Origin of the sequence: Kitasatospora sp. NPDC048407, from assembly GCF_043200475.1 — a bacterium.
Classification (GTDB): domain Bacteria; phylum Actinomycetota; class Actinomycetes; order Streptomycetales; family Streptomycetaceae; genus Kitasatospora.
The window spans coordinates 100,556-115,559 of the sequence record NZ_JBICXW010000021.1; the positions used below are offsets into that span (position 1 = coordinate 100,556).

Here is a 15,004-nt window from a genome sequence, read left to right on the forward strand (position 1 = left end):
CACCCTGGCACGACAGCGCCCCCGCTGGCCAGTATCCGGTGCGTCCACACCCTCAACTCTCTTAAGGTCTAGACCTATTGACTGTTAACCGTCAACCTGGGTTGAGTGCTCGGCACACCGCTCGTTCCCCCCACAAGGAGTGGCCGATGTCCCCCATCCGAACCACCCGAACCACCCGAACCACCCGACCCACCCGACCCGTCCCCCACCGCCGCCCGCGCAGCACCCGCGGCCGGATCGCCGCCCTGCTGACCGGCGCCCTGGCCGCCACCGGACTGGCCGTCATGGTGCCCGCCTCCTCCACCGCGGCCACCGCCTGCGCCACCCCGTACGCGGCCTCGCAGGTGTACACCGGTGGCATGACCGCCTCGTACAACGGCCACAACTGGAACGCCAAGTGGTGGACCCAGGGCGAGACCCCGAGCACCGCCGGCAGCGGAGTCTGGGCCGACCAGGGCGCCTGCGGCACCGGCGGCGGCACCACGCCGAGCCCGAGCCAGACCGGCGGCACCGCGAGCCCCAGCCCGAACCCCACCGGCACGGCCTGCGCCTTCCAGATCTGGGTCGCGGGCACCCAGTACACCACCGGCACGGTGGTCAAGTACGTGCCCAACGGCCAGTTCTACGTCGCCACCCACGACAACCCGGGCTACGACCCGACGATCTCCACCTGGTACTGGAGCCCGTCCAACTGCGCCACCGACACGCCGTCCCCGAGCCCGACCACGACGACGCCCAACCCGGGCGGGTTCGTGGTCTCCGAGGCCCAGTTCAACCAGATGTTCCCGAGCCGGAACCCGTTCTACACGTACAGCGGGCTGGTCGCGGCGCTGAGCGCCTACCCGGCGTTCGCGGGCACCGGCTCCGACACCGTGAAGAAGCAGGAGGCGGCGGCCTTCCTCGCCAACATCAGCCACGAGACCGGCGGGCTGGTGTACGTCGTCGAGCAGAACACCGCCAACTACCCGCACTACTGCGACACCACCCAGCCCTACGGCTGCCCGGCCGGCCAGGCCGCCTACTACGGGCGCGGGCCGATCCAGCTGAGCTGGAACTTCAACTACAAGGCGGCGGGCGACGCGCTCGGCATCGACCTGCTGAACAACCCGAACCTGGTGCAGACCGACGCGGCCGTCGCCTGGAAGACCGGCATCTGGTACTGGATGACGCAGAACGGCCCGGGCACCATGACCGCGCACAACGCCATGGTCAACGGCAAGGGCTTCGGCGAGACCATCCGCTCCATCAACGGCTCGCTGGAGTGCAACGGCGGCAACCCCGCGCAGGTGCAGAGCCGGATCAACGCCTACACCAGCTTCTCCGCCATCCTCGGCGTCCCGACCGGCTCCAACCTGAGCTGCTAGGACGACGAACGGCGCGGGTGACGGTCCTCGACGAACCGTCACCCGCGCCGCCGCGGCCCCGACAAGAACTCAGCGCCGCCGCACCACCAGCGTCATCCCGAAGCCCGCCGCGGCGAACAGCGCGCCCAGCAGCAGCCAGCCGACCGTCCCGTTGGCGATCACCACCGAGGTGATCAGCACCGGGCCGAACATCATCGCGCCCGACATGCCGGTGTTGAACACGCCCTGGTAGGCGCCCTGCGAGTGCTCCTTCGCCAGGTCGTAGCCCAGCGCCCACGCACCGGCCTGGCTGTACACCTCGCCGAGCGCCTGGAGTCCGACGCCGGCCGAGATCACCAGCGCCGCCACCCAGCCGGGCAGGCCCGCGGCCAGCGCCAGCACCGCGCAGGAGCCGGCCACCAGCAGCGCGCCGCGCCGGAAGACCCGGGCGGCCGCGCCGATCTCCTCGGTGCCCCGGGTGGCCCGCACCTGAAGGGCGATCACCAGCACGGTGTTGACCAGCAGCGCGCCGGCCGCCATCCAGCGCGGCGCGTCGGTCTCCCGCACCACCCACAGCGGCACGCCGACCTCGATCATCACGAACTGCAGGGTGATCACCGCGTTCAGGCCGGTCGCCGCCAGGTAGCGCCCGTCCCGCAGCACCGCCAGCATCCCGCCCTCGGCCTTCGCCTGCGCGGCCTGCTCGGCGCTGCGCCGCGGGACGGGCACCATCAGCAGGTACATCACCGCGATCACGCCGTACGTCACGCCGTCGAACAGCAGCGCCGTCAAGTACGCGCCCCGGCTGTCGAGTTGGAGCACCGCGGCGGCGGCGACGGTGCCCAGCCCGATGCCGATGTTGGTGACCGAGCGCAGGTACGCCCGGCCCGCCACCCGGCCGTCCTGCGGCAGCACCTCGGCGAACAGCGCGCCGCGCACCGCCATGCCGCCCCGGTCGGTGGCGGCCACCAGGCAGGCCAGCACCGCGAACACCGCCAGGTCGTGCACCAGCACGTACCCGACCGAGCACACCCCCTGCGCCACCAGCAGCACCACCAGCACCGGCTTGGGCCCGAACCGGTCGGACAGCCAGCCCGCCGGCATGCCCGCCGCCAGCCCGAACGCCCCGGCGACGGTCAGCACCACGCCGACCTGCGCGACCCCGAACCCGAGGATGCGGGTGAAGAACAGCACCGACAGGGTCATCGACAGGCCGTTGCCGGCCGTGTTGATCAGGGTGATCACGGACAGCCGGCGCAGCACCGGGTCCTGGGGCAGCAGCCGGGCGAACCGGCTGGGGGCATGGCTGGGCAACGCGGCCTCGTCGGCCGCGACTTCAGTGGCGGTCATGATCCGATCAGACCGGGTACGGAGCGCTCGTGGTATTGATTTAGCCCGGGTCTGAATCCACGGCCCGGACGGGGGCACACCATGACGTTGCGGTTCCGGCTGGGCCTGGCCGATCTGGCCGGCACGTACTTCACCTGCTCGCCGCTCCAGGAGACGGTGCTCAGCCTGCGGATGTGGACGCACCCGGGCCAGTACCCGCACGGGGCCGCGTTCGAGGCGATGCGCCCGGCCTTCGAGGCACTGCCGGCGGCGCCGCTGCTGCTCGCCCTGGTGGCGAGCAACAAGTACGTGCCGGACTTCATGACGCCCCGCCCGAGCGTCCCGTTCCCGGACTTCGCGGCCGAGCTGGCCGTCGTCCGCTCCTTCGAACCGGCCCGGCTGCGGCGCGAGTTGGAGATCACCTTCCTGCCGCACGACCGCGCTATACCGCCGCTGCTGGCCGCCTACGACGACCGCCCGGCGGAGCTGATCCAACTGATCGCGGACGCCCTGGAGCAGTACTGGACGCGGGTGCTGGAGCCCAACTGGTGGCCGCGCGCCCGCTCGGTGCTGCACGCCGACATCGTGCACCGCGCCCGGGTGCTGGCCGAACGCGGCGCGGCCGGCCTGTTCGCCGACCTCGACCACCGGCTGCACTGGACGGACGGGGTGCTGACCATCGACCGGAACTGGGGCTACGGCGACCTGGACATCGTGGTGGACCGGCGCGGCCTGGCCCTGCTGCCGACCTGCTTCGCGCGCGGCGCGATCACCGCGATCGGCCCCGACCTCACTCCGTCGATCAGCTACCTGGCGCGCGGCCAGGGCAACCTGACCGGCCCCGCCGACCCGCCGCCCGCGCCGCAGGCCCTGGAACAGCTGCTCGGCACGCCCAAGGCCCGCCTGCTCACGCTGCTCCAAGAACCCACCGCCACCACCGAGTTGGCCGTCCGGCTGGGCGTCACCCCGGGCGCCGTCAGCCAGCACCTCTCCGTCCTGCACGCCACCCGCCTGGTCACCCGCGCCCGGCACGGCCGCCGGGTGCTGTACGCGCGCAGCCCGCTCGCCGAACAGCTCCTCGGACCCTGAGACCTCGTCAGCAGAACGCCATGACCGCGCCGGTCTCCACCGAGTGCCGGGCCGCCCGCATCAGCTGGAGGCAGATGAACGACTCGGTGCCGTAGCGCCGCCAGCCCTCGGGCGCCGGGTCCTCGCCGTCGAGCACGGCGGTGACCTCGTCCGAGTGCGGGTCGAGTTCCTCGGGCAGACCGAGCGCAGCGGCCACCACCCGTAGCTCCGCCAGCAGCCGCACCGAGGACCCGAGCATCCCGCCGGACAGCTCCTCGTCGATCAGCACCGGCCCGAAGTCGACGGGCACGTAGTAGCCCTCGCAGTCGGAGTGGTGGATCAGGTGGTCGAACGGGCCGGCCGGGTCGTCCGGGATGTCGTAGTACGCCTCCTCCAACTCCCGGTCGTCGGTGGCGCGTTCGTCCTCCGCCAGCGGCTCGGGCAGCTGCCCCTTCGCGGCCAGGTGGGCCGCGACGCGGCGCAGCGTGTGCAGCCCCGAGTACCCCCACACGCGGTCGCTGAACCGCGGCCCCGCCTCCGGCTCCTGCCAGGTCGGCAGGCCCTCGCGCTCCAGCACGGCGCGGATCGTCACGCACTCCGCGCGGAACCACTCCGCCACGTCGTCCTCGGCGCAGATCAGCGCCCCCACCATCACGTCGAGTCCCATGCCGAGGATGCTGCCAGCCGGCACCGACAACCGGCGGATCCCGTCGTCAACTCCCTTTCGGTACATCACGGTTGGGTAACGGCAGCTCCTTCGTGTGACCGCGCGCATCCCCGCACCCGTGTAGAGCTCAGAGCCGCGTTCGAGCGGGTCCGCATGGCCGGCGTGCGCAGATGACGACAGAAGGTGAGTCAGAGAATGAAGGACTTCCGTACGGACCTGAGTGACGAACTGACCGCGCTGACGCCGCCGCCCCTGGGTGACGTCGTGGCGGAGGCGACCAGGAAGGGCCGCCGCGCCCGCCGGGTGCGGACGGTCGGGCAGGTGGCCGGGTCGGCGCTGGCGATGGCGGCCGTCGCCGTGCTGGTCGGCGGCCAGTTGCACGGCGCCGGTGGCGGGAACGGGCTGGTCGGCCCGGCGGCCGGCGGCGCGCCCGCCCTGGCCGCCTCCGCGGCCTCGACCCCGTCGCCGGCGGCGTCCGGCGCCCTGGTCCGGGTGAGCGGCGCGGCCGTGCTCTCGACGGTGCTGGACTCGCTGCCCGCCGGCCTGGAGACCAGCGGATACGCGGCGAACGACGCCACCGAGGCGCACGACAAGTACGCCGCCGACGTCCCGTTCGCCCAGGTCAACGTCCGGACTCCCAAGGGCCTGGGCATGATGCGGGTCTTCGTCGGCACCGCGTCCCCCGACGCCAAGTGCTCGACCAGCGACGGCTGCCACCGGGACAAGTACGGCCAGCAGGTCCGGGTCCAGCACGTGGACGACAACTGCATCCAGAACACCGTGGTCACCGTCCGCCACGCCGACGGCACCGCCGTCACCGTGCAGATGGCCAGCTGCCTGGCCTGGGACGGCAAGGCGAACCTGCCCGGGGTCGTCCCGCTCACCGAGGAGGCCGCCGCCGAACTGGCCGGAAACCCCGCTTTCCACAACATGATGACCCCCGCCCAGGGCGCGGAGGCCGCCGCCCGCTTCCCGGCACTCCCGCAGATCGGCTGACCTGCCCCAGTGCGGCCCCGGGCCTCCGGGGCCGCACTCCCTGCCCGGAATCCATCGCACGCACGATCGGGGAGCATCACTGGTGCGGAAAGAAGCAGAGTTCACCGCGTTCGCCGAGGCCGGGGCGGTCAGGCTGCGCCAGATCGCCTACCTGATGTGCCGCGACTGGCACCTGGCACAGGACCTCACCCAGACGACGCTGACCAAGATGTACCTCGCCTGGCCGCGGATCACCCGCCGGGACCTCGACCCGTTCGGCTACGCACGCAAGGTCCTGCTCAACAGCCTGCTCGACCACAAGCGCCTGCGCAGCACCGGCGAGGTGGCGGTCGATCAGATCCCCGACCGAGCCCCCGACACCGGCCACCACGGCGCCTCGGCGGACATCCGGCTCACCCTGATCGACGCTCTCGCGCTGCTCACCCCCAGGGACCGGGCGATCGTGCTGCTGCGCTACTGGGAGGACCACACCGTCGAAGCCACCGCCGAGATGGTGGGGGTCAGCAACTCCGTGGTGAAGACCCAGAGCATGCGCGCCCTGGCTACCCTGCGGGCCCACCTCGGCGAGGATCGCGCCGATCTCTTCGCTTCCTGAGGCTTCGCCCCGTTCCCGACCCCCCGCGCCCCGCCAGAGGCGCGGGGAACTGCGCGAAACGGAAGGCGCCCGACAGAAAGATCCGCCCGAGGAAGGGCTCTCCCCTCCCCGGGCGGACCCAGGACCACGTCAATTCGCGGACGCGTGTCCTCAACGTCCCGCGACCGACGCCAACTTCCGCGCCGCCCGGTGGTCCCGCATGATCTGCGCGAACGTCGTGTGACCCTGCGTGGTCCGCGCGAACGCCCGCCAGGCCGGGTTGATCAGCGAGACCGCCAGGTGGAACATGTGCGGCCGCTTCTCGAACGAGTCCAGCATGATCTTGCCGGCCCGCATCTCCACGCCCAGGCCCGCCTTGATCGCGAACGAGTAGTTGAGCGCCTGCCGCCGCACGTCCGCCGCCCCGTTCGCCTCGGCGACCTGCACGGCCCACTCGCCGGCCAGCCGGCCCGAGCGCAGCGCGTACGAGATGCCCTCGCGGGTCCACGGCTCCAGCAGCCCGGCGGCGTCGCCGGCCACCAGCACCCGGCCGCGGGACAGCGGCGAGTCCTCGGCCCGGCAGCGCGTCAGGTGCCCGGACTCCACCAGCGGCTTGAACCCGGACAGGCCGAGCCGCCGGATGTAGTCCGCCAGGTACTGCTTGGTCTGCTCGCCCTGCCCGCGCGCCGAGATCACGCCGACCGTCAGCGTTCCGGAGTCGGTCTTCGGGAACACCCACCCGTACGAGCCGGGCAGCGGGCCCCAGTCCAGGTGGATCCGGCCGGCCCACTCGCGGGAGACCGCGTCGGGGACGGGGATCTCCGCCTCCAGGCCCAGGTCGATCTGGTCGAAGCTGACGCCGACGTGACGGCCGATCCGGCTGGCGGAGCCGTCCGCGCCGACCACCGCGCGGGCCTCCACCCGACGGCCGTCGGCCAGCGTCACGAACACGGTGCGGCTGTCGCCGCCCTGCTGCTCGACGCCGGTCGCGGTGACGCCGGTGAGCAGCACCGCGCCGGCCTGCTCGGCGGCCTGCACCAGGCGCAGGTCGAACTCGTCGCGGTTGACCACGCCGAACAGCATCCGCTTCGAGCGCCGGGTGCGGGTCCACTTGCCGTTCAGCGCGAAGGTGACGGCCGAGATCCGGTCCTGCAGCGGGAGCTTGAAGTCCGGCGGCAGCGAGTCCCGGGACGGGCCGATGATGCCGCCGCCGCAGGTCTTGTACCGGGGGTGCTCGGCCTTGTCGAGCAGCAGCACCCGCCGGCCCCGGGTCGCGGCCGCGTACGCCGCCGACGATCCGGCCGGTCCGGCGCCGACCACGACCACGTCCCACACCTCGTCGAGCAGCGCCGTCTTCTCGGCGTCCGCCTCCGCGTCGGTGCTCACGCTCTCCGCCGACGCAACGTCCGACGCCTCGTCCGACGAATCCGACGGCTCGTCCGACGGCTCCGACGGCTCGTCCGCCACGGCGTCCAACGATCCGTCACCGGCGTCGTCGGCAAGGGCCGCGACCGGCTCGACGGGGTCCAGGTCCTGGGTGCTACCGGTGTCAGTCACGGTCGCCCATCCTAATCTGCCCACCCGGCTCTCCGGCCAGGACCCGCCCTTGCCGAACACCGGCCGAACAGCAGCTGGAAGACAGCCCGACGACGGCCGGAGGACGCGCGCCCAACCGGCCCGTCGCCTACCCGCTGTGACGGCACAACCGCAGGTCAAGGGCTTGCCAAGGACCTCCCGAACCGGTTCAGTAAGGGCCATGCCGCATATCGAGCTCCCCGCCCCCCACCCCGGAATCCGGGGCCTGCTCTCCTTCAACCCCGCGTCCGGCCTTCGCCTGAGCGAGCTCGCCGAACAGATCCTGCGCGGCGAATCCCCGCTGTCCGTCGGCGAACGCGAACTGATCGCTGCCTACGTCTCCTCGCTCAACTGCACCCGCTACTGCGCGGCCGCCCATGGCGCCACCGCCGCGCACCGCCTGGACGGCGACTACGCCCTGGTCGACGCCGTCCAGAACGACCTGGCCACCGCCCCCGTCTCCGACCTGATGCGGGCACTTCTCCAGCTCGCCGGCAAGGTCGCCGAGAGCGGACTGTCCGTCACCGAGCAGGACATCGCCGCCGCCCGGGCCGTCGGCGCGGACGACGCGACCATCCACGACACCGTGCTGATCGCCGCCGCGTTCTGCATGTACAACCGGTACGTCGACGGCCTCGCCGCCCTCACCCCCGACGACCCCGAGATGTACCGCATGATCGGCGCCCACCTCTCCGACCACGGCTACCTCCCCCAGCCCGGCGAATAAGCCCTCCCCCGCCGCCCGGACACCCCCGCCCGGGCGGCGGCCCCATCCGGGCGGCGGCCCACCTCACAACTTGCCGAGGAAACGCTCCAGTTCGGACCGCGACTGGAACGACACCTTCACCCGCACCGGCCGCCGCCGCCCCGGCAGCCGCAGCCGCACCGAGTTCCAGGTCGTGCCGAGTTTCGCCTTCGTCACCATCGTGCCCGCCTCCGCGAGCGGCACCACGTGCAGCACCCGACTCGGCCCGTCCGCACTGGCCGCCCCGCTCAGCACGTACACCGAACGATCCGTCGCGACCAGGTAGTAGCCCTTGGCCAGCCACCGCCCCAGGAACGGGCCGAACGCCGCCATCAGCCAGTTGACCCCGCCGCTCACTCCCAGCACCACCAGCCGGGGCCGTTCGGTCTCGTCCATCCGCAACACGACCCGCCGCGCCGCCGAGACCAGCTCTAGCTTTCGCTCCGTCACGCTTTCCCCACCTGTTCCGCCAACGCACGCACGTTCGTACGCGCAGCGGCAGAGACTACCTCCCCCGTCCGTCGACCTGTGCCGGCGTCAAAGCCCCCGCAGGACACGGTCGAGCGCCGCCCGCCCCGCCGGCCCCCAGTTCGACTTCCCGCCGGGCAGGCCGCGATCCCCGTTCTGCCCCATCAGCATCAGGAACAGACTCTTCATCGCGGCCAGCCCACGCGCCCGCCGGACCGACCCCTCGTCCGCCTGCCCGTACCTGTCGAAGAACCGCGAAGCCCCACCCTCCGGAAGCAACAGCCAGGCCGCCGCGAGGTCCCAGGCCGGATCCCCCGCGAAGACATCCCCGAAGTCGACGACGCCAGCCAACGTCCCGTCCGCGACGACGACGTTCGCCGGATGCAGATCACCGTGCACCCACACCCGCGGCCCGTCCCACCCCGGAGCCGCAACCGCGTCCTCCCACACCGCCCGGACCTCGCCCTCGGCGAACCGGCCGCCGAGATCCACCGCCCCCAGGAAGTACTCGAACCCCTGCGTACACTCCGCCGGGTGCCCCCCACGGTCCGACGACCCCGGCGCCTCCGCCGGCGCCGCCACGTGCAGCGCCTTCAGGAAGCCCGCCAGCGCATCCGCCGCGTGATCGCCCCGGGTGATCACGCCGTGATCCAGCGGCGTGCCCTCCACCCACGTCATGACGGTCCAGATCTTCGGAAACCGCCCCGACGGCACCCCGTCCCGCACGGGCACCGGAATCGGCAACGGCAACCGCGCGGCGAGACCCGGCAACCACCGCCGCTCCTTCAGCTGCGACTCCGGACCGCGGTCCATCCGCTGCACCCGAACCGCCAACTCACCCCCGAGCCGCCACATCTGATTGCCCCACCCACCCGCCACCTCACGAATGGGCAACCCGGCCAGATCCGGATGCTGCTCCCGCAGCAGCTCGCGAACCAGGCCCTCGCTGATCTCAATCTCGGCTTCGGTCATGCGCAGTCACGGTACTTGCACGCCCCTGCCCGCCACCTCGCGGCCCCGCGCCGCACCCAACAGCGCCGCCCCGACCGCCAGCCCCGCGCCGCCACCGAAGCACGCCTCGTCCACGACGCCGCGCTCGCCGCGCCGCACCCGCTCGATCGCACCCAGCAGCGTCGCGGCGGTGAGCAGCCCGGCGGTGCGGCGGTCGGCGGAGCGCCAGGGACCGGCGTGCCGGGCCAGCAGGGCGAGGCCGAGCAGTGAAGTCCCGTACTGCAGGCCGGTGTACAGCGGAACGCCGCTGACCCGCCGTTCCAGCACGGGCAGCACCCGGACGCCGGCCCGGCCGTGGTGGGTGAACGCGTCCCAGACCAGGTGGCTGACCGCGCCGACCGCCACCGCCCCGGCGGCGAGCGCGAGTTCGCCCGCCGCCGGGCGCCCCTCGGGCACGACGTCCGTCCACGCCCCGGGAACGGCCTCGCCGACCGGGCCCCGCCATGCCCCGTACCAGGCGGCGACCAGCCCGGCCCCGATCGCCACATCGACCGTCCCGGCGGCCCACCACCGGTGCGTCAGATCACCGTGCCGGTACACCCCGGGCAGCACCGACTCGGCGAAGAACGGCACATCGGGCGCCATCGCCCCGGCCACCAGCCCGGCCGCCACCAGCGCCCCCTGCCGACGGGCACTCCGCAACCCGGGCAGCACGGCCGCAACATGACTCAACGTGAACGGCATGCCCGCATCCTCCCAGCCCCCACCCCTGCCCGACCCGTCAACGCGCAGTCCCGGCCTCCGCCCGAGCGCCCGCCGCACCCGCCGGCAGCCGCCCCGCGAGGCCCTCTCATCGCGCGGGCGCAGCCCCCGTCGCCGCCCGCCGCCCGCCCTCCAGGTACCGCAACTCGCCTTCCGCGCGCGCCTCCAGCGCGGCAACGAGCCGGCGCAGCCGAGTGGCGGGCAGCATCTCCGCGGCTTCCCGCAGGGTGGCGAAGTGCCAGTCCCGGAGCTCCCCGGTCGGCAGGCGCAGCCGCAACACCTCGGACGGACCGAGCCGTCCGCCGTCGTAGACCAGCCGCAGGCCGCCGCGGCCGCCGCCCGCCCCGGGTTCCCAGTCGACGGCGAGCAGGAGCAGTTCCTCGGGGCGCAGCCGCAGGCCGAGTTCCTCCGCCGCCTCCCGAACGGCGGCGGCGGTCGGTGATTCGCCGCGTTCGACGACGCCGCCGGGGAACTCCCAGTGCGGTTTGTACGCGGGGTCGACCAGCAGCACCCGGTCCCGGTCGTCGAACAGCAGCACGGCGGCGGCGACGGTGTCGCCGTTCCCGCCCTCGGTGCGCACGATCGGACAGCGCGCGGCGCCGCTGCGCACCACTTCGGCGATCCGCTCGGCGGTCTGTCGCGGTGTCAGCAGACTGTTGTCGATCATCCGTGCGTCCCCGGCCAGCCAGCCCCGCGCGATCAGGTACGCGGGCAGCGCCTCCCGACCGCGCACCCGAAAAGCCGCGTCCCCGGTGCCGATCCGGGCCCGCAGAATCGTTTCGACGGGGTCGAGGACGACGTGGTGGACGGGGAGGCCGCGCCCGGCCAGCGAACCGAAGATCTCGTCGCGGTGTTCCTGGCGCAGCAGCGTCATCGGGACGAGTACGGGGCCGGTCGCCTCCTCGGCCAGCGCGGCGGCGGTCTCGGCGACCAGTCGCCGCCACGCGGGCAGCTCCTGCGGATCGGTCACCTCGGCGAGGCGGCCGGGCGGCAGGGTGGCGCGCAGCAGCGTCCCGACGGTGTCCGGCTCGAACAGCACGCTTCCGGGCAGCAGCCCGGTCAGCTCCCGGCAGGCGGTGGTCTTGCCCGCACCGAATGCCCCATTGACCCAGACGATCACAGTATCCCTGCCCCTCCGTGGCCGCCCGGCCTCTCCGCCGGGCAGCGCGGGGCCCGGGCCCCCACGCCATCCCAGTGGTACCCACTCCCCGCCGCCCTGAAAGGACCGGCCGGACAGGCTCTACGCGTCCGGTTCGAGCAGCCGCTTCTTCAGCACCTTGCCCATGGCGTTGCGCGGCAGGTCGTCGACCAGCACCACCCGCCGGGGGCGCTTGTGCACGGACAGCCGCCGCGCCACGAAGTCGACCAGCTCGCCCTCCGCCAGGTCGGTCCGCCCGGCGACCACGTACGCGACCACCACCTGCCCGAGGTCCTCGTCGGGGGCGCCCACCACGGCGGCGTCCGCGACGCCGGGGTGGTCGCGCAGCGCGGCTTCCACCTCGCCCGCGCCGATCCGGTAGCCGCCGCTCTTGATCAGGTCGACGGAGGCGCGGCCGACGATCCGGTGGAAGCCGTCGGGTTCGATCACGGCGACGTCGCCGGTGCGGAACCAGCCGTCGGCGGTCCACGCCTCGGCCGTCGCCTCCGGCCGTCCGAGATACCCGTCGAACAGCGTGGGGCCCTGGATCTGGAGGTCGCCGACGCTCTCGCCGTCGTGCGGCAGGGGCTGCCCGTCCTCGCCGATCAGGCGGGTGCGGACGCCGGGAAGGGGCACGCCGACCGCGCCGGGCCGCCGTTCGCCGTCGGCGCGGGTGGCGACGGTGATCAGCGTCTCGGTCATGCCGTACCGCTCGGCGGGGGCCTGGCCGGTGAGCCGGCGCAGCTGTTCGAAGACGGGGACGGGCAGGGGGGCGCTGCCGGAGACCAGCAGCCGGGCGGCGGCCAGCTCGCGGGCGGCGCCGGTGTCGGCGGCGATCCGCGACCAGACGGTGGGGACGCCGAAGTAGAGGCTGCCGCGGGCGGCGGCGTACCCGGCGGGGGTGGGCCGGCCGGTGTGCACCAGGCGGCTGCCGGTGCGCAGTGCGCCGAGGACGCCGAGCACCAGGCCGTGCACGTGGAACAGCGGCAGGCCGTGGACGAGGGTGTCGTCGGCGTTCCACTGCCAGGCGTCGGCGAGTCCGTCGAGTCCGGCGGCGACGGCGCGGTGCGGGATCAGCGCGCCCTTGGGGGCGCCGGTGGTGCCGGAGGTGTAGAGCACGAACGCGGTCCGGTCGGGGTCGTCGGCGGCGGGCCGCCACGTCCCGCCCGGCCGGTCGTCGAGCCGGACCGGAAGGGCCGTCAGCCCTTCGGTGTCCTCGGGCAGCCGGGTGCCCGCCAGCAGGGTGGCGGCGCTGTCGCGCAGGATGTGGGCGCGCTCCAGCGGCCCGGAGTCGGGCGGCAGCGGCACCACGGGGACGCCGGCCAGCAGTCCGCCGACCACGGCCACCACCGTCTCCGCCTCGGGCCGGGCGAGCACGGCCAGCGCGGGTGCCCCGGCGACCCGTTCGGCGACCGCCCCGGCAGCACCCAGCAGTTCCTCCCGGGACAGCGCCCGCCCGTCCACCACCACCGCGTCCGCGCGGTCGCCGTACCCGCCGTCCAACGCCGTCAGCAACCCCATGCCGTCACCCCGTACACATCGCCCAGTGCCCTCAGCTGTCCCATGCCGCCCGACTCTACGAGCCGGGGGCGCCGGAGTACACCTGCGGCGCCGTTCGCCTGGCGGCGCGTCATCGCCCGTGCTGAGCTGGGGCGTTACCGATTCTCTCCACTTCCTTTACCGAATCCGGTGGCCGATCGGAACCATCCCGACCGCCCGTCTCGGACTATGGCCCGGCCCCGCCGGGCCCGGTGGGATAGGGGTCGCCCCGACCGGTACGGCCGGGAACCGTCTCTTCGAGGAGTCTCCTTGGGCATGCACCCCGCCACCGCGGGTCCCCGACGCTCGAACGCGCTGCGTGCCGCCGCGCTGCTCGCCGTCGGGGCCACCGCCCTGACCGGCGCCACCGCGACCGCCCGGACGGCGGCCGACCTGCACCTGCCGGCCGCCTTCCACCTGCGCCCCGCCTCGGCCGGGCACATCGACGCGGTCGGCCGGACCGCGCCGATATCGACGTCGGACTGCGTGTCGCAGATCGGCATCCACTGCTACTCGCCGCTCCAGTACCGCCAGGCCTACAACCTGAACCCGCTGTACCAGCAGGGCGTCACGGGCAAGGGCCGCACCATCGTGATCGTCGACTCGTTCGGCTCGCCGACCATCCAGCACGACCTGGAGATGTTCGACAAGCAGTGGGGCATCCCGGACACCCAGGTCGAGGTGGTCAAGTGGGGCAACGTCCCGGTGTTCGACCCGTCCAACCCGGACCACACCGGCTGGGCCGGTGAGACCACCCTGGACGTCGAGTACGCGCACGCCGTCGCCCCGGACGCGCACATCGTGCTGGTGGAGACCGGCGTCGCGGAGACCGAGGGCGTCACCGGCCTGCCGGAGATGATGGACGCCGAGAAGTCGATCATGCAGCACCGCGACGTGGACGTGATCTCGCAGAGCTTCGGCGCCACCGAGAACACCTTCCCGGGCTTCGACAAGGGCGACTTCAAGTCCATCGAGGGCCTGCGGTACGCCTTCAAGTTCGCCGCCGCGAAGGGCGTCACCGTCCTTGGCGCCTCCGGCGACAACGGCGCCACCGACGCGATGGAGAACGGCACCGACCTGTACCCGTACCGGGTCAACTCCTGGCCGTCCTCGGACCCGCTGATCACCTCGATCGGCGGCACCCAGCTGACCCTGGACAACAACGGCAACCGCACCGCCCCGGACAAGGTCTGGCACGACGACTACGGCGCGGCCGGCGGCGGCGCCTCCGGCGTCTTCGACCGCCCCTGGTACCAGGCGGGCGTGGCGAACGTGACCGGCAACCACCGCGGCACCCCGGACATCTCGATGAGCGCGGCCGTGGACGGCGCCGCCTGGACGTACGAGTCCTACGACCCGACCCGGGTCGGCTGGCACCTGACCGGCGGCACCAGCGAGGCCACCCCGATCTTCTCGGGCATCGTGGCGCTCGCCAACCAGCTCGCCGGGCACCGCCTCGGCCAGCTCAACCCGCGCCTGTACGCGATGGCCGCGCTGCCCTCGCAGTGGAGCGGCATCACCGACGTCTCCGAGAGCGACAATTCCTGGAACGGCGTGACCGGTTACAAGGCCGTCAAGGGCTACGACCTGGCGTCCGGCCTCGGCACCATCGACGCCAACCGCTTCGTGCGCACCCTCGCCGGCCGCTGACACCCGGCCCCACCCGAAAAGGGCGCGGCCCCCGGGATCAACTCCCGGGGGCCGCGCCGCAGTTCAGCCTCGACAGGTCAGCCCTTGCGGGCCTTGACCTCGGCGGTGAGCTGGGGCAGGACGGCGAACAGGTCGCCGACGACGCCGTAGTCGACGAGTTCGAAGATCGGCGCCTCGGGGTCCTTGTTGACCGCGACGA

Annotated in this window: 14 protein-coding genes and 1 pseudogene; 6 read left to right on the forward strand and 9 right to left on the reverse strand. The window is 73.1% G+C overall.

Features of this window, described 5'->3' with window-relative positions; all coding sequences use genetic code 11:
* Window positions 1-236: 236 nt before the first annotated feature.
* Complete coding sequence (locus ACGFWJ_RS29830) at window positions 237-1,364, forward strand: glycoside hydrolase family 19 protein (protein WP_392955118.1); 1,128 nt, start codon at window positions 237-239, stop codon at window positions 1,362-1,364.
* Between the two features lie 69 nt (window positions 1,365-1,433).
* Here ACGFWJ_RS29830 and ACGFWJ_RS29835 read toward each other — a convergent pair whose 3' ends face one another.
* Window positions 1,434-2,693: an MFS transporter gene (locus ACGFWJ_RS29835; protein WP_387648624.1), complete on the reverse strand. Its 1,260-nt coding sequence runs from the start codon at window positions 2,691-2,693 to the stop codon at window positions 1,434-1,436.
* An 81-nt stretch (window positions 2,694-2,774) separates the two neighbouring features.
* Between ACGFWJ_RS29835 and ACGFWJ_RS29840 the strand changes: the two genes are divergently transcribed.
* Complete coding sequence (locus ACGFWJ_RS29840) at window positions 2,775-3,761, forward strand: ArsR/SmtB family transcription factor (RefSeq protein WP_392955092.1); 987 nt, start codon at window positions 2,775-2,777, stop codon at window positions 3,759-3,761.
* A 7-nt stretch (window positions 3,762-3,768) separates the two neighbouring features.
* Here the strand turns inward: ACGFWJ_RS29840 and ACGFWJ_RS29845 are convergent, their stop codons facing one another.
* Window positions 3,769-4,407, reverse strand: coding sequence for a hypothetical protein (locus ACGFWJ_RS29845; protein ID WP_392955094.1), 639 nt, complete (start codon window positions 4,405-4,407; stop codon window positions 3,769-3,771).
* Between the two features lie 195 nt (window positions 4,408-4,602).
* Here ACGFWJ_RS29845 and ACGFWJ_RS29850 point away from each other — a divergent pair, with 195 nt between their 5' ends.
* Both ACGFWJ_RS29850 and ACGFWJ_RS29855 read left to right on the forward strand, forming a co-directional pair.
* Window positions 4,603-5,403: a hypothetical protein gene (locus ACGFWJ_RS29850; RefSeq protein WP_392955096.1), complete on the forward strand. Its 801-nt coding sequence runs from the start codon at window positions 4,603-4,605 to the stop codon at window positions 5,401-5,403.
* A gap of 82 nt (window positions 5,404-5,485) precedes the next feature.
* A complete protein-coding gene (locus tag ACGFWJ_RS29855) occupies window positions 5,486-5,998 on the forward strand; it encodes a SigE family RNA polymerase sigma factor (RefSeq protein ID WP_387648635.1) in 513 nt (170 codons plus the stop codon).
* A gap of 150 nt (window positions 5,999-6,148) precedes the next feature.
* On the opposite strand, the gene ACGFWJ_RS29860 is transcribed toward ACGFWJ_RS29855, so the two are convergent.
* Window positions 6,149-7,363, reverse strand: coding sequence for a geranylgeranyl reductase family protein (locus ACGFWJ_RS29860; RefSeq protein WP_387648680.1), 1,215 nt, complete (start codon window positions 7,361-7,363; stop codon window positions 6,149-6,151).
* A gap of 370 nt (window positions 7,364-7,733) precedes the next feature.
* Between ACGFWJ_RS29860 and ACGFWJ_RS29865 the strand changes: the two genes are divergently transcribed.
* Window positions 7,734-8,279: a carboxymuconolactone decarboxylase family protein gene (locus ACGFWJ_RS29865; RefSeq protein ID WP_392955098.1), complete on the forward strand. Its 546-nt coding sequence runs from the start codon at window positions 7,734-7,736 to the stop codon at window positions 8,277-8,279.
* 63 nt (window positions 8,280-8,342) lie between these two features.
* Here the strand turns inward: ACGFWJ_RS29865 and ACGFWJ_RS29870 are convergent, their stop codons facing one another.
* From ACGFWJ_RS29870 to ACGFWJ_RS29890, 5 genes are all read right to left on the reverse strand, one after another.
* Window positions 8,343-8,747, reverse strand: coding sequence for a hypothetical protein (locus ACGFWJ_RS29870; RefSeq protein WP_392955100.1), 405 nt, complete (start codon window positions 8,745-8,747; stop codon window positions 8,343-8,345).
* 87 nt (window positions 8,748-8,834) lie between these two features.
* Window positions 8,835-9,737 (reverse strand): aminoglycoside phosphotransferase family protein, encoded by a 903-nt coding sequence (locus ACGFWJ_RS29875; RefSeq protein ID WP_392955102.1) that lies wholly within the window; start codon window positions 9,735-9,737, stop codon window positions 8,835-8,837.
* A gap of 6 nt (window positions 9,738-9,743) precedes the next feature.
* A complete protein-coding gene (locus tag ACGFWJ_RS29880; protein WP_392955104.1) occupies window positions 9,744-10,460 on the reverse strand; it encodes a DUF4184 family protein in 717 nt (238 codons plus the stop codon).
* Window positions 10,461-10,566: 106 nt separating this feature from the next.
* Window positions 10,567-11,598, reverse strand: a complete 1,032-nt coding sequence (locus tag ACGFWJ_RS29885) for an NUDIX domain-containing protein (protein ID WP_392955106.1) — start codon at window positions 11,596-11,598, stop codon at window positions 10,567-10,569.
* Between the two features lie 120 nt (window positions 11,599-11,718).
* Window positions 11,719-13,137, reverse strand: a complete 1,419-nt coding sequence (locus tag ACGFWJ_RS29890; protein WP_392955108.1) for an acyl-CoA synthetase — start codon at window positions 13,135-13,137, stop codon at window positions 11,719-11,721.
* Window positions 13,138-13,431: 294 nt separating this feature from the next.
* Between ACGFWJ_RS29890 and ACGFWJ_RS29895 the strand changes: the two genes are divergently transcribed.
* On the forward strand, window positions 13,432-14,805 hold the full coding sequence (locus ACGFWJ_RS29895; RefSeq protein ID WP_392955110.1) for a S8 family serine peptidase: 1,374 nt from the start codon (window positions 13,432-13,434) through the stop codon (window positions 14,803-14,805).
* Window positions 14,806-14,882: 77 nt separating this feature from the next.
* Here the strand turns inward: ACGFWJ_RS29895 and ACGFWJ_RS29900 are convergent.
* Window positions 14,883-15,004 (reverse strand): annotated as a pseudogene (locus tag ACGFWJ_RS29900) (electron transfer flavoprotein subunit alpha/FixB family protein); the annotation flags it as partial.